This is a genomic window from Halogranum roseipondis (assembly GCF_059695585.1).
On the sequence record NZ_JBUEED010000008.1, the window covers coordinates 129,958 to 142,654 of the forward strand.

The following is a 12,697-nucleotide window of genomic DNA, read 5'->3' on the forward strand; positions in this document are numbered from 1 at the left end:
AAACCCCGACCACGTGTTCTTTCGACACCGCTCTCAGCCAGCCGACGAAACTGTCCGAGACGCGTCACGGCTCGTCCGCCTCGTCTATCGGTTCGAGCGCGTCCGTCGAACCACAGACGGGACAGGCGAGTACTCCCTTGGTCGGCGTCGCCGCCTCCCCGCGCGGAAACGTCGCTCCACAGTCGCGACAGCGGGTGTTCGATCGACTGCCCAGTGCCGTGTGTTGTGCCGGAATGCCCCGTATCCTCGTCTTCCCGCAGGCGGGACAGACGAGTCCGCTCCCGCCGTGGCTCTCGGCGGCACTCCGTGGGAACGTCGCTCCGCAGTCGAGACAGCTGGCGTCGATCTCCTTCGACATGCCATATGTTAGCTCCCCACGTCATTTTACTCCGTCGCCGGCGACCGTCTCTCTCTCTCTCTCTACCGTCTCTCGGACGCCGAGAACTCGACCGAGGACCGAGTAGCAGTGTGCTAACAGAGCACAAATTTATATTGTCTCTCGTCCTAACAGTTCGCTATGGCTCCGCCGAAGCTCCCCCGACAGACGCCTCGGACCGAAGACGAAGCGAGCGAGACCGTAGAGGACGGGACAGGAAGCCTCGAAGCGCAGTCGGCATCGGCGTCGACGATCGACGCCCTCGTCGAGGAGATGGTCGAGTCCACCGTGGCCGACCTCCGAGAGGAGATCGAAGCACTGGAACGGCAGATCGAAGCGGTAGACGACTTCGCCCGCATCAGCCTGAACGAACGGAAGGTGAAACAGAACGAGACGAGTCTCTCGGAGTTCTCGGATTCGCTCACGGCGTTCGCCGAGACGGCGTTCCACAACCTCAACATGCTCGAAGACCGATTGGACACCCAGGCACTCCTGCTCGCGGCGGTCGTCGAGTCGCTCGACGACGTCGATCTCGAGGAGGTGCGGCGCTACCAGCACGGCAATCGGGTTCTGAGCTCGACGCCCGAAGAACGGTTGGCCGGCGCGATCGACGCCGCCGCCGACACCCAGCCGATCGAGTCGATCGAGGGTATCGGTCCGACCTACGCCGAACGACTCGCCGAGGCGGGAATCGACTCGGCCACCGCTCTCGCCGACGCCGACCCAAAGGAGGTCGCGTCGATCGCCGAGGTCTCGACGGAGCAGGCGACAGAGTGGACCGATCGGGCGAGATAGAACTGTCCGCTGTCGGTTACGACGCTCACTCGCCACCGCAGGTGAGTCAGACTTCCCGCTGACCGACCACGTTCTGGAGGTACTCCGAGCGGCGTGCCTCGTAGACGACCTTGAGTTCGTCGCTGGTCGGTTTGGCGACGCAGGTCAACCGGATGTCCATCTCTTCGACCTCCTCGTCGGTGAGAAACAGGTTCATGTCCATCTCCAGTTCCCCGTCGACGACGTACGCACAGCAGTTCGCACAGGACCCGGCCCGGCACTCGAACGGCCAGGACAGCCCGGCGTTCTCGGCCGCGTCCAGGAGATACTCGTTCCGAGGGACCTCTATGACACCGTGGTGGGCCTCCTCGAGGTCGGCCGCGGCCGCCTTCTCGAACAGGTCCTCGTCGTTTCGACTCCAGCCGTTCCGTTCGAGGGCACCGTAGCTCAGATACTCTACGGTGGCCGTCTCGACCTCTCCCGGTTTGTCCAGACTCCGCTCACCGCCTCGTCCGGCTTTGATGTTCGGGAGGTCTCGGTCATCAGACATATGTTACCACTGGTCACGCTTCTATTTCAGTCTCACGGGTCTCCCACCCGAGCAGCGCGCCCGCAACCGAATCGAGATCACCGGTGTCGACGACCGCCGCGTCGGCGACGACTGCACCGCATCCCTCGCAGACCGACTCGGCGACGAGGTGGGGACGCTGACAACACGGGTCGACCCGTTCCGTCTCGGCGATGAGGGGTGCGCCGCAGGCGGGACAGCCGTCGAGACGGAGTCGGAGCGCCTGGAGCGTCGTCCGGCGACGGTCGCGGTCGTAGTCGGCCCAGTCGACGCGCTCGGCCAGCAGCTCTGCCCCGGCGACGTCTGCGGCGAGTGCGGCCGCCGACTCCCACCGGACGGACGTGTCGCCGTCGAGGACGAACGACGCGTCGCCGAGTCGTGACACCGACTCGGCGTCGAACGCCGCAGCGACGTCGGCTTCGCTCACACCCGTCGCGTGCCGCGTCGCCGCACGCTCGGACCACGTCTCGCCGAACTGCGGTGTCAAGGCCGGTCCCTCGTCGGTCGGCCGGAGCACGCCCGCAGTCACCAGTGGACGGTCGGCGTCTCTACTGGTGGTCGGAACTGCCGCGACTGGCTCCTTCCCGAAGAGACGGAGGAGCCACGGCGGGAAGTACCGTCTCGTGAGCGCCGGTGTCCCCGGGACGAGGTAGCCTCTGAGGTAGATGACGACGACGGCGACCACGAACGAGAGCACACCGAGCCACGGTGCTGCGATCAGTGTCACGACGACGGCTGCGACCGCGGCGATCGAGCCGTTCGCGACCGTACAGGGGATGCAGCGGTTCTCCCCGGTGTACTCTGCTCGGCGAAGTCGGTCGACTAGCTCGGAGTCGGTCATCGACCGACCATCCGGGCCGAGAACGATAAATGCTCGGGCGAAGTTGGGACGGCGAACGGCCCGATGCGGCGTTGATGGTGACCACTCGAGCCGTTCCGAAGAGAGGGGAAACGTTCAATAGTGTTCACATGTCCTATGCTACCATGTCACTCTTCGACGTGCTCGGGAGCAAACCACGGTTACGCATCATCCAGGAACTCTCGTCGGAGCCCCGATACGTGACCGAACTCGCCGAGACCGTCGGGATGGACGGGAAGAGTGCGGTCCACCACCTGGACGTCCTCGAGGAGTCGGGGATCGTCGAGAGCTACCGGACCAGTCGTCGAAAGTACTACCGACTCCGGCGGACGGTCGAACTTCGCGCGTCGCCGCCGCCGGAACGATCGTTCTGTCTCTACACGGGCGACGCCGAACGGACGGTCGACGACGACGTCTTCGCCGACTGACCCACATCCGTTCAGCCGGATCACCACGCGTCGGTCGGTCCTCCGAGGTCGGCCCGACAGCCGTGGCAGTACGTCTGTCCGGCCAGAGTCTCGGTTTCACAGACGCGGCAGACGTCGCTTCGCTCCCCCCGTCGGTTCCGGACTCCGCTCGCTAGGCTGAAGCCGGTGAGAGCGACGTAGCCGGCGAACAGCAGGACGTCGACGGCCGAGGGGGTCATGCCAGCCACCGTGCGTCGCTACGGACGCTACGTGTATGCATGGGAATGTCTCCCATAGAACCGACGTTCGACGGATTCCAGTTAACTCTTTCTCCGCCCGTCCTCCGAACGCCGGAGCGAGAGGAGAGACCGGTCTCCGACAGAGATCGACCGACGGGGATTATTACCCCGGACGACATACGCCAGGTATGCCGGAACTGCCGAACGACGAGTCCAACAGACAGCGCGTCGTGACCGACGGGTACTTCGAACGGGAGGTGCGCCTCTCACGCGAGATGACTGCTACGTTCCTCCGGGAACTCGCCGACCAACTCGAGGACGACAACGAGCTCACCGTCTCCGGCGACGACTGGGAGATCCCGTTTCGGTTCGGCGAACCGATCGAGGTCGAAGTGGAGTTCATCGGCGAGCGGAAACGCGAACTGGAGATCGAACTGGAGTTCGAGTGGGCGGAAGACGAGGGCCAGCTCAACGTCGAGTGATCCGCTGGCGAGTGGCTCCGACTTCTCTGTCACTCCAGACTCCACTACGGCTCACGTATAAACCATCCGTCGAAAGTTATATCTCCCTTGTGGTGTAGTACCAAACCACACATGGCAATCGACAGACGTGAGTTCCTCGCGGTCTCGGGGACCACGCTGGCGGCGGGGTGTACGGGGATGAACGCTTCCGACGGCACAGGGGAGTCGATCGACGGTGGTGCGACGGTCACAGACGCTTCGACGGGGACGGCGACCGCGTCGCCGGAGCCGACGCCGTCAGTGACGGACGTGTCGTTGCTCCTCAACTGGAAGCCGAGCGGTCTCCACGTCCCGTACTACGCCGCGGCCGCGCAGGGGTTCTACGAGGCGGAGGGACTGAACCTACAGAAGATCGAGGCCGGACAGGGCTCCGACTTCTCCGCGAAGCAGACGGGGCTGGGGAACACCGAGTTCGCCGTCACGAGCAGCGACCAGGTGCTCAACGTGAACAGCCGCGAGCTCTCGCCGCTTTCGGTCGGCGTCGTGATGCAGAAGAGTCCGGTCGTCGTGTTCAGCACCCGGAAGACGTTCGGGAGCGAACTGACCGATCCATCGCAGCTCGCAGGGAAGACCGTCGGCACCGGTCCGGGGATGGTGCGGCTGTTGACGGAGCTGTATCTGGAACAGACGGGGGTTCGCTCGAACGTCGAGATGGTCGACACGGGGTACGACACGGTCCAACAGCTGCTTGCCGGGAAGATCGACGCCGCGGGAGGCGTGTTCGGCGACGCCATCGCCGCACGAGCGCAGGGGGAGACGACCGACTCGTTGCAGGTCGCAGACCAGGTGCCGGCGTACGGGCACGTGGTCGCGACGAACGCCGACTTCGCCGACGAGCACCCCGAGACCGTCACGGCGTTCCTGCGGGCGACCGCACGCGGTGCCGTCTGGGGGCGGAACAACGTCGAGGCCGCGATGGACGCGCTCGTCGACGCGAACGGTGCGCTGGCCGAGTCGCGCGACCAACAGCGCGAGAAGTGGCTGACGATGGCCGACGACCACATGCTGTCCGACACCGTCCGGGAACAGGGGTGGGGCTGGAGCGAGGGAGAGCCGTGGCAGACGACCGCCGAGGCGCTCCGGAGCGCCGAGCAACTCGGTGGCCAGGTGAACGCCGCCGACGTCTGGACGAACGCTCACCTCGAGACCGAGTCGAAGTACATCGGCGCGTACGCCGACCTCGTGTCGAACTGAGCGATGGGGTCGACCGTCCCGACCCGAGCCGTCGAGTTCGTCGAACGGGGTGCCCCGGCGACTGTCGTGTTTGCGCTGGTCGTGGCTGGCTGGCAGACGGCCGTCGTCGTCTCCGACCTGCCCACGGTGATCCTCCCGGCGCCCGCGACGGTGCTCAGCGTCGGGATCGACGCGTGGCCCCGCCTGCTCGAGGCGACTGTCGTCTCCGCAGCCACCGCAGGGTTGGGTCTCTCAGCGGGCATCGCAGTCGGTCTCTCACTCGCGTTCCTGATGGTCGTCTCGCCCGGCGCACGTGCGATCGTCCAACCGTATCTCGTCGCACTCCGGATCGCACCACTGGTGGCCGTCGCGCCGCTCGTGTTCCTCTGGGCCGGGTCGGGGCTCGCCTCGCGGGCACTGCTGGTCACCACACTGACGGTGTTCCCGGTCGCGCTGGGCGGACTCGACGGACTTCGGTCGACACCGACCGCCTACCTCGAACTGATGCGATCGATCGACGCGAGTGCTACGGCGACGTTCCTGCACGTCCGAGTGCCGGCGGCACTCCCGAGCGTGCTCGCGGGCGTGAAGCTCGCGGCCGCGCTGAGCGTCGTCGGCACCGTCGTCGCGGAGTTCCTCACGCTCAGGGCTGGCCTCGGCTATCAGGTGTTCGCGGCAGCCGACGCGTTGGACACGGCACTGATGTTCGCAGCGCTGTTCGTACTCGTCGCACTCGGGCTCGTCTTTTACCTCGCGGCCGCCGGGCTCGAGCGACTGTTGAGCCGAGCGAGTGGGACCCGCTAGTCGAACGAGCAGGATCCGCTAGTCGAGCGGGATGCGACGTGCGACCGCCCGCTGGGCGACGACGACCGTCCCGTACAGTCCGAGACCGATCGCGACGAGCACCGTCAGCGCCGCCAGCATCACGTCCGGTTGTACGTTCTCGGAGCCGACGAGGATGAGATAGCCGAGCCCCCTCGTCGCGACGATCCACTCGGCGATCGTCGCGCCGACGACGGCGAGCGTCACGGACTGTTTCAGCCCGGCGAACACGTCGGGGAGCGCGTACGGAAGCTCGACGGCGAGAAACGAGCGGACGCGCCCCGCGTCGACCGACCGAAGCAGGTCGCGTTGGACCTCGGGCGCCCGCTGGAGGCCAGCCACCGTGTTGACGACCATCGGGAAGAACGTGACGAGTGCCACGAACAGGACGGCCGTCTCGAACCCCAACCCGACGTACAGCAGTAGCAACGGTGCGACCGCGACTTTCGGAAGCACTCGTGCCGCGACGAGATACGGGTGCAGTGCACGCCGGAGCAGGCGGTGCCACGAGATGGCAACCGCCAGCGTCGCGCCACCGACGATGCCGACCGCGCCGCCGACGAGCGTCTTCGCGAGTGTTGCGAGGGCGTTCGAGACGTACAACTCTGGGCGCGTGAGCAACCGTTCGGCGACCGTCACCGGCGACGGCAGCACGAACGACGGCACGACCCCCACGGCGGTCACCGTCCACCACCCGAGCAGACCGACGACCAGTGCGGCCGCCGGGAGGCCGACGTCGGCTCCGGACACGCGGTCGGCGACGCTCATCGCTCTCCGTGGAACAGTCGACGGACGGCGGCGACCTCCTCCTGGAACGCCGCGGACTCGAAGACCCCACGGTCGCGCGGTCGCGGCAGGTCGATGGATCGCTCCCACGCGATCTCCGCCGGCGGACCGTGGAGTCCGACACACCGATCGCCCAACAGCACCGCCTCCGGGATGGAGTGGGTCACGAACACGACGGTCTTCCGGTAGTTTCGCCAGATCCGGCAGATCTCGACGCTCATCTCCTCGCGGGTGAGTTCGTCGAGTTCGCCGAACGGCTCGTCCATCAGCAACACGTCTGCACCGAGGTGGATCGCACGGGCGATGGCGACCCGCTGTTTCATCCCCCCGGACAGCGTCGCGGGTCGCGCGTCGACGAACTCGTCGAGACCCACCGTCGCGAGCACCTCTCTCGCCCCCGCCTCGTCGGCCGGTTTGCCGGCCATCCGCCGCAGGAACGTGACGTTCTCGAGTGCGGTCTTCCACGGAAGGAGCGCGTGATCTTGGAACACGAACCCGACGCGACCGTCTCGACGGGCGGCCGCCGGCGACGCGCCGCCGACGCTGACGCTCCCCTCGGTCGGTTCCTCCAACCCACCGAGCGTCCGCAGCAACGTCGTCTTCCCGCAGCCGGAGGGGCCGATGACGGTGACGAACCCGCCGTCGTCGACGTCGAGCGAGAGGTCACGCAGCGCCGTCAGGTCGTCGAACTCGACGGTCAGCCCCTCGGATCGAATCATCTCGTCGCCTCCGACTGGAGTGCGGCCTCGAGGCGCTCCCACGCAGCGAGGGTCTGCCAGCCCCACCCCCGATCGCCGACCGACCGGTCGCGGGCGCGTTCGATCCGCCACTGCTCGCTCGCGACGTCGTCGTCGCTTCGGGCGGCCACTCGCCGTGCCGTCTGTTCGGGCTGCGTCCGAGCGGCCGTCGCCCCCGCGACGGTACTCATCAGCAACCGGTGGACGGTCGTCGGCTCCTCGCGGAGCGTGGCGGCCGTCGTCACGAGCGCGGGACCCGGAACCGGGAAGTGGTCCGCGACCGCCAGCGAGGAGACGTCGTAGCCCGCAGCCGCCAGTTCGCGTGCGTCGATCGGCATCCCGGTGGCGACGGCCGCGTCGCCGTCGACGAGCGCCTCCCGCTCTTCGCCGGCGACGGCGACTACCTCCACGTCGTCCAACAGACGTGACTGGGCGAGAAACAGCCGTGCCAGCCGACTCACCTCCGAATCCGGAGAGACCGCGAGACGCCGGCCGCGCAGCTGTTCGACGGTCGTGAACGGTTCACCCAGTCGCTCTGTCGTCGTGTAGAGCACGGCCATCGATCGTTGGTGGAGCAACGCGAGCGGGACGAACGACTCCTCAGCGTCGCGACAGAGGCTCGCGGCACCGACCACGGCGACATCCGCGTCGCCTGTACGCAGTTGCTCGATCGCGGACCCCGACCCACGCGCCGACTCGAGGGTGATCTCGACCCCGTCGCGCTCGGCGAAGTCGGCAGCCGCGATGAGCGGTGCGTGTAAACCGTTCGGCATCCAGTTCAGTGCCACGGTGAGCTCGGTCGGAGTGTCGGGTACCGACACGGTCGGGTCGACGTCGTCGAGCCAGTCGTTCGGCGGCGTGGCTCCGAGCGTTCTCCCGATCTCGTCGGCCCGTTCACACAGTCGACAGCTGTGGTGGCTGCGGATCCGAGTGGAGAGCGTCTCTCGGTCGGCCGCCGTCGTCCAGCCCTTCGGCGGTCGACCTCGGCTGTCGCGGGCGACTGTCGTGCTCTTCACGAGATCACGCGTCTCTAGCGTCGTGAGTGCCTCGATCGTGGCGTCTCGACCGAGTCCCGTGCCGACTCGGAGTTCGAGTCGGGTCGCCTCGTCCGACTCGACGTCGTCGCTCTCGCGTCGCCTGACCAGATACGCGAGTACTCGGGCAGCGTCGTCGTCGAGCCCGGTACGGAACGCCTCGAAGCGAGCGTCGCCGTCCGGCAGTACTGGATACTCGCGCCAGCGCATACCGGATTGAGCGAACGGGTGCTAATAAATACCATGGTGGGGAAAAGCGCGGTCGCGTCGTCGAGGGCTGACGGAACAGTGCGTGTCGGGACTGCGCTACTCGCCGTCGAGGGCGTCACCGCGACGGTCGATGCGGGTCGCCGGCAACCCCGCCCTGTCGGCGTGTTCGCGGACGGCGGCCTCGTCCTCGGCCCGGTAGTGACAGAACGTCCCGGTGACTCGACCGTCCTCGTCGGTCATCACCTCGGACTCGACCCACTCGATGTCGACGCCCTCTTCGCGAAGCGACGCGAGGACGTCGCCGGAGGTGTCCGCTGCGTCCGCCAGTTCGTCTCGCGTGATGGGGTCGTCGAGTTCTCTGAGTATCAGGAAGTCGTGGAGCTGTTGTGACGACATGCTTCGAGAGCTATGGACCCCCACGACTTGGGCGTTCGCCTCCGTGTAGCGTTGTCACGGTGTCGGAGACGCAGAGTGAGCGACGGACACCCACCGACTCGCCCGGAATCGGTACGCCACCGAACACGACCACTGCGACGATCCAGCGACCCGGTCGGTCCCTCCAGTTCGCCCGTACCGAACAGTTCCGGTAGCCGGTGAATCGGCATCTGCCCGGCTCCGTGTACAATAATTCAATGTATATCGCTACTCGTGTGCTAACATACATACAGGTCCACCGCATCCAACGATTCATGACACGTAAGCGAGTAGTCGTCGGTATCGCCCTGTTACTGTCACTTGTCGTCGCTTCGCCGGCTGCGTCCGCGGTCGCGGAGGACTTGGGGACTGGCGGCCCGGTCGATCGCGTCTCGGCCCAAGAAGAAGACGAGGCCGGCGAGGAGGGCGAAGAAGAGGAAGGCGGAATCGAGGGAGCTATCGAGGGCTTCATCGAGTCACAGGGCACTATCGGGGCGGTGGTCGTGTTGCTCGGCGGCGCCGTCCTGTTGACGGTGTCGACGGAGAAGCTCATCAGCTATCTCGCGCGCGCCTCGCTCAACCTGAAGATGTCGCTGTTCGCGTTGGCGATCGTCTTCACCGGCTTCGAGTTCGACGACACGATCCTCGCGCTCGTTCTCTCCGCCGGCGGTCTGGAGGAGGCGGCGCTCGGGTCGGCGCTCGGTACGGGGCTGGCGATCATCGGCGTGACGCTCGCGCTCGCGGCGCTCGTCGAACCGTTCCCGGTCGACCTGCCCAAGGACTACGTTGCCATCTTTGGCCTCGGACCGCTCGTCCTCGTTCCCTTCGTTCTACTCGGGACGCTGACGGCCGTTCACGGGATCGTCCTGACACTCTTTTTCGTCTTCGCGTTCGGCTACTTCATCGTCCGGGAGCGCCAGCGCGACGTGCCGGTGTTCCGGAACACGGAACTCGGACAGGAGCTCGAAGATCCGCGAACCGACGGCGGGATGGCCCGTCCCGGTACGCTCGAGGAGATTCCCGAGGATCGGGTCCTCGGTGATCTCGCGAACTCCGGGTTCGTGTGGATCGTCCTCTCGATCCTCGCGCTCGTCGGTATCGTCTTCGCGGCCATGCTCCTCGAGGGCGGCTCCGAAGTAGTGATCGAAGGGTTCGGCCTCTCCGGAACCGTCTTCGGGGCTACGATACTCACTCTGCTCCTCACCTTCGAGGACATCATACTGACGCTGGAGCCGGTCCGCCGGGGCTTTCCGGAGATCGGTGTCGGCAACGTCATCGGGAGCGTCCTGTTCTCTGTGACCGGCAACATCGGCGTGATTATGTTCCTCAGTGAGGTGAGCATCTCCGACTCGGTTCTCACCTTCCACCTGCCTTTCATGCTCGTCGTGACGGCGCTCGCCGCCTACTTTTTTTACGAAGGCAACATCAAGCGATGGCACGGTGTCTTGCTCGGCGGACTCTACGTCGCTTACTGGGTGATCGCACTCGTCGTGTTCAGCGGTGTTCCGGTCGGCGAGTAACGGTCCGGACTACGTCCCCCCTCTAAGCTCAATGTACTCTTAACGCTCCTTCCACGACCGGAGACGACTGCGCCAGTGTCGGAGTGTGCCACACCTCCGTCTGCGCGCCCCGAACGACAGACCTGACACGACAGGCTCTCCGCGTCGAGTGCTCGCCTCCGACCCTTTCTCGGTGGGCAGATCGGTCAGTCGTTAGTGCTGTGAACCTATCGGCCCTCCGTTGCGCTGGAACGCAACTGACGACCGTGTCTCCGAAACTATCTCGAATAGTATTGCAAAAGTATCACAATATAGTAGGCCAGATACTCTCTCGATATCAGTCGGTCGAACGGTACGAACCCGTCTGTGGTCACGTCGTTCCGTCGGAACTATGTGACTAGTTCTTCGTTGATATCTTTTGCAGCTGGTCACAGTAGCCGTATTGAAGGCCGGCGAAAACCGTGTATTGATGCCCTACCCAGTGTAGCATGCTGTTTTATGCGAAAAGACTAGTTTCACGCTGTATCCGCCGCCAACCAGTTCGGCTGTGAGAGTGTTGGTACCGGGACGAGGGGGAGACGACGACCCGGGCGTGTGCTATGGTATTGTAAAAATAATACAATACTATCTCTCGGGACCACGTCGAATGCTCGGTGAACGCCAGTCGCGCGTCGCGAGCATCGTGACGGCTGTCCCGAGCGACTCCAGCCGGTCGGACGACCGGAGCGCTTTCGTTGCTTTGGGCCCAACCGCTCGTATGGACGAGGGAAACGTCGTGATCGAGTGTCGTGACTGCACGTTCCGCGACACCTTCGCGAACTTGGGTCGTGCACGTGTCGCCCTCGACGACCACGAATCGGAGACGGGGCACGGAGTCGACTGGCACATCAATCACGTCGCCGACGGTGTCGAACGGGCGGGAGCAGACGCCGGAGTCTGTGGCGTCTCTGGCTGTACGAACACCGACTCGGCGCTCCTCGAGTGGCCGCCGTCAGACGACGAGTCGTAACGGTCAGTGTCGACGTTCCCGTCGCTCGAACCGTCCGAACGGTCGGGAGAGCGACGGTCCGTGAGTAGCACTCTGCGTTCGAGGCTGCATCGTGGGCATCCGTCGAGGGAATCCGGATACGGGTCGCTGCGACCGTACAGTCAGGCACGCTCCCCGGGTCTGTGCGCTCCGGCGTTCTTCGACGGTCGTTTACGCGCGTTATAATAAAGCCCCTCGACCGTCACACGGACTGTATGTACGTTCGTCTCCCCACGCTCTCTACGGACTTCCGATTCGCCTCCGGAGCAACGCTTTCGGATCGGGTTCCGACAGCGACCGACGCTGCCGCTGCGACGAGCCATCGAGTCCTGCAGTCCGCCGACCTCCCACTCCAGGTCGTCCCCGAGGGCCAGCAGCGTCTGCTGATCGGCGCAGGACTGATTCTGTGCTCGCTGGTTCTCTTCGCCGTGTGGGGTATCTGGACGTTCGGTGGTGGCAGCGGTGCGGACGACGCCGCCAGTGAGGGCGTCGCGACGGCCGACGTCGAGACCGCTGACAAGGCTCACACCACCGCAGAGCGTACAGCAGAACCATCGGGAGACGTCGAGCAGCCATCGGACACCGAGCAGCCACCGATGTCGCCGAGCGCCACCGAGACTGGTGGTGAGACCACCGGGTTCGAACGGGAGTCCGGAAACGTGTTCTCGTGGTCCAAGGCGGACGACGGCGACGACGCGCCAGTACGGGCTTCCGATGGCACCGACGACAGCGGTGAGCCGGCACAGACTGACGTGACCGGATCCATCGCCGAGAGCGAACCCGTCCCCGACGAGACAGATACCGTCGGGACGACGACGTCGTCGGTCGACGACGCCCCTTCGGTCGACTCCAACGAACACGCGCTAGACGACGCCCGGACTGCACTCGCCGACGGAGCCTACGAGACAGCCGTCGACGACGCCTATACCACTGCGTGTGAGGCGTTGCAGACACGCTACGGCGTCGATTCGGCGGAGTCGCCGCAGCTGTTCTACGACCGGTGTGCGTCGGCTCCAGCTATCGACGACGCGACGACCCGCCGTCTCGAGCAGCTAACTGACGTCCACGACCGAGCAGTGTACGGTTACAAGGCCGCTACGGAAGACGAGGCGGAACAGGCGCTGTCGCATGCGACGGCGATCGTCCGAGGTGGAACAGCGAACTCGTCCGCGACGTAACACCAGGACCACGCGTACTGTCCATTCTCTCTCGACTGGCCGTGTCCGAGATCGGTCCGAGACGATCTCGTCG

Annotated in this window: 16 protein-coding genes; 8 read left to right on the forward strand and 8 right to left on the reverse strand. The window is 65.5% G+C overall.

Annotated elements, in window-relative coordinates; genetic code table 11:
- Positions 1–64 precede the first annotated feature (64 nt).
- On the reverse strand, positions 65–358 hold the full coding sequence (locus EOHIBHHM_RS24505) for a hypothetical protein (protein WP_497259522.1): 294 nt from the start codon (positions 356–358) through the stop codon (positions 65–67).
- Between the two features lie 159 nt (positions 359–517).
- Between EOHIBHHM_RS24505 and EOHIBHHM_RS24510 the strand changes: the two genes are divergently transcribed.
- Positions 518–1,171 (forward strand): helix-hairpin-helix domain-containing protein, encoded by a 654-nt coding sequence (locus tag EOHIBHHM_RS24510; RefSeq protein ID WP_497259524.1) that lies wholly within the window; start codon positions 518–520, stop codon positions 1,169–1,171.
- Between the two features lie 46 nt (positions 1,172–1,217).
- On the opposite strand, the gene fer is transcribed toward EOHIBHHM_RS24510, so the two are convergent.
- Both fer and EOHIBHHM_RS24520 read right to left on the reverse strand, forming a co-directional pair.
- Positions 1,218–1,700, reverse strand: a complete 483-nt coding sequence (gene fer / locus EOHIBHHM_RS24515) for a ferredoxin Fer (RefSeq protein ID WP_497259526.1) — start codon at positions 1,698–1,700, stop codon at positions 1,218–1,220.
- 13 nt (positions 1,701–1,713) lie between these two features.
- Complete coding sequence (locus tag EOHIBHHM_RS24520; protein WP_497259528.1) at positions 1,714–2,559, reverse strand: DUF8054 domain-containing protein; 846 nt, start codon at positions 2,557–2,559, stop codon at positions 1,714–1,716.
- 143 nt (positions 2,560–2,702) lie between these two features.
- On the opposite strand from EOHIBHHM_RS24520, the gene EOHIBHHM_RS24525 reads away from it, so the two are divergent.
- Positions 2,703–3,005 carry an ArsR/SmtB family transcription factor gene (locus EOHIBHHM_RS24525; RefSeq protein WP_497259530.1) on the forward strand — a complete coding sequence of 101 codons (303 nt, stop codon included), beginning with the start codon at positions 2,703–2,705 and terminating at the stop codon, positions 3,003–3,005.
- A 20-nt stretch (positions 3,006–3,025) separates the two neighbouring features.
- On the opposite strand, the gene EOHIBHHM_RS24530 is transcribed toward EOHIBHHM_RS24525, so the two are convergent.
- A complete protein-coding gene (locus tag EOHIBHHM_RS24530; RefSeq protein WP_497259532.1) occupies positions 3,026–3,223 on the reverse strand; it encodes a hypothetical protein in 198 nt (65 codons plus the stop codon).
- Positions 3,224–3,411: 188 nt separating this feature from the next.
- Here EOHIBHHM_RS24530 and EOHIBHHM_RS24535 point away from each other — a divergent pair, with 188 nt between their 5' ends.
- The 3 genes from EOHIBHHM_RS24535 to EOHIBHHM_RS24545 all read left to right on the forward strand — a co-directional run bounded on the left by EOHIBHHM_RS24535 (position 3,412) and on the right by EOHIBHHM_RS24545 (position 5,721).
- Positions 3,412–3,705: an amphi-Trp domain-containing protein gene (locus EOHIBHHM_RS24535; RefSeq protein WP_497259534.1), complete on the forward strand. Its 294-nt coding sequence runs from the start codon at positions 3,412–3,414 to the stop codon at positions 3,703–3,705.
- 111 nt (positions 3,706–3,816) lie between these two features.
- On the forward strand, positions 3,817–4,938 hold the full coding sequence (locus EOHIBHHM_RS24540) for an ABC transporter substrate-binding protein (protein WP_497259536.1): 1,122 nt from the start codon (positions 3,817–3,819) through the stop codon (positions 4,936–4,938).
- A gap of 3 nt (positions 4,939–4,941) precedes the next feature.
- Positions 4,942–5,721, forward strand: a complete 780-nt coding sequence (locus EOHIBHHM_RS24545) for an ABC transporter permease (protein ID WP_497259538.1) — start codon at positions 4,942–4,944, stop codon at positions 5,719–5,721.
- An 18-nt stretch (positions 5,722–5,739) separates the two neighbouring features.
- Here the strand turns inward: EOHIBHHM_RS24545 and EOHIBHHM_RS24550 are convergent, their stop codons facing one another.
- From EOHIBHHM_RS24550 to EOHIBHHM_RS24565, 4 genes are all read right to left on the reverse strand, one after another.
- A complete protein-coding gene (locus tag EOHIBHHM_RS24550; RefSeq protein ID WP_497259540.1) occupies positions 5,740–6,507 on the reverse strand; it encodes an ABC transporter permease in 768 nt (255 codons plus the stop codon).
- Positions 6,504–7,244 (reverse strand): ABC transporter ATP-binding protein, encoded by a 741-nt coding sequence (locus EOHIBHHM_RS24555; protein ID WP_497259542.1) that lies wholly within the window; start codon positions 7,242–7,244, stop codon positions 6,504–6,506. The genes EOHIBHHM_RS24550 and EOHIBHHM_RS24555 overlap by 4 nt, the downstream gene beginning before the upstream one ends.
- The gene (locus tag EOHIBHHM_RS24560) at positions 7,241–8,506 is read right to left on the reverse strand and encodes an ABC transporter substrate-binding protein (protein WP_497259544.1); all 1,266 of its coding nucleotides are present in this window, start codon (positions 8,504–8,506) and stop codon (positions 7,241–7,243) included. The genes EOHIBHHM_RS24555 and EOHIBHHM_RS24560 overlap by 4 nt, the downstream gene beginning before the upstream one ends.
- 96 nt (positions 8,507–8,602) lie before the next feature.
- The gene (locus EOHIBHHM_RS24565) at positions 8,603–8,902 is read right to left on the reverse strand and encodes a DUF4242 domain-containing protein (protein WP_497259546.1); all 300 of its coding nucleotides are present in this window, start codon (positions 8,900–8,902) and stop codon (positions 8,603–8,605) included.
- 293 nt (positions 8,903–9,195) lie between these two features.
- On the opposite strand from EOHIBHHM_RS24565, the gene EOHIBHHM_RS24570 reads away from it, so the two are divergent.
- The 3 genes from EOHIBHHM_RS24570 to EOHIBHHM_RS24580 all read left to right on the forward strand — a co-directional run bounded on the left by EOHIBHHM_RS24570 (position 9,196) and on the right by EOHIBHHM_RS24580 (position 12,624).
- Positions 9,196–10,440, forward strand: coding sequence for a sodium:calcium antiporter (locus tag EOHIBHHM_RS24570; protein ID WP_497259548.1), 1,245 nt, complete (start codon positions 9,196–9,198; stop codon positions 10,438–10,440).
- A gap of 736 nt (positions 10,441–11,176) precedes the next feature.
- Positions 11,177–11,428, forward strand: a complete 252-nt coding sequence (locus EOHIBHHM_RS24575; protein ID WP_497259550.1) for a DUF7542 family protein — start codon at positions 11,177–11,179, stop codon at positions 11,426–11,428.
- Positions 11,429–11,661: 233 nt separating this feature from the next.
- On the forward strand, positions 11,662–12,624 hold the full coding sequence (locus EOHIBHHM_RS24580; protein ID WP_497259552.1) for a hypothetical protein: 963 nt from the start codon (positions 11,662–11,664) through the stop codon (positions 12,622–12,624).
- Positions 12,625–12,697 lie beyond the last annotated feature (73 nt).